General features: G+C 69.4%; 1 protein-coding gene and 1 pseudogene. One reads left to right on the top strand and one right to left on the bottom strand.

The features are described 5' to 3' along the window. Positions 1–212 (top strand): SLAC1 family transporter (locus tag BKG76_RS24600; RefSeq protein WP_456237976.1); only part of this gene is annotated, 212 nt, incomplete at its 5' end. Between the two features lie 63 nt (positions 213–275). On the opposite strand, the pseudogene BKG76_RS19385 reads toward BKG76_RS24600, so the two are convergent. Next, positions 276–458 (bottom strand): annotated as a pseudogene (locus BKG76_RS19385) (LysR family transcriptional regulator); the annotation flags it as partial.

The raw sequence follows: 458 nt of genomic DNA, 5'->3' as shown, positions 1-458 counted from the left end.
GGCGCGGGTTGTCTTTCAGCCTGACCTGGTGGAGCTTTACCTTCCCGGTGGGTACCTGCGTGACGGGTGCGTCGGCGTTGGGTGCGGCCACCGGTGCGGTGGCCATCTCCTGGCTTGCGGTCGCGTTGTACGTGTTGTTGCTCGGTGCGTGGGCGACGGTGGCCACCAACACGGTGCGCGGTGTGCGGTCCGGTCGGCTGCTGCGCGGCTGACGCACAAGGTGGCGCCGAGTGCGACGCAGGGGTCGTAGATCCTTCGCGGGAACGACCTTTGCGTCACTCTCGGCGGTGTTGATGGGACCCGATGTGACTGAGCAGCTCGCGCACCGCCCCCGCCGGTGGGGTGCGGCCTCCCGACCAGATCGCCCGCAGTTCCCGGCACAGGTCCAGCCCGGTGACGGGCACCGCGCACAACCGGCCGAGGGTGAGGTCGTCGTCGACGGCCAGTCTGCTCATCAC

It is taken from the genome of Mycobacteroides franklinii (assembly GCF_001853795.1).
Lineage (GTDB): Bacteria > Actinomycetota > Actinomycetes > Mycobacteriales > Mycobacteriaceae > Mycobacterium > Mycobacterium franklinii.
This window is presented reverse-complemented; position numbering and strand designations above follow the sequence as displayed.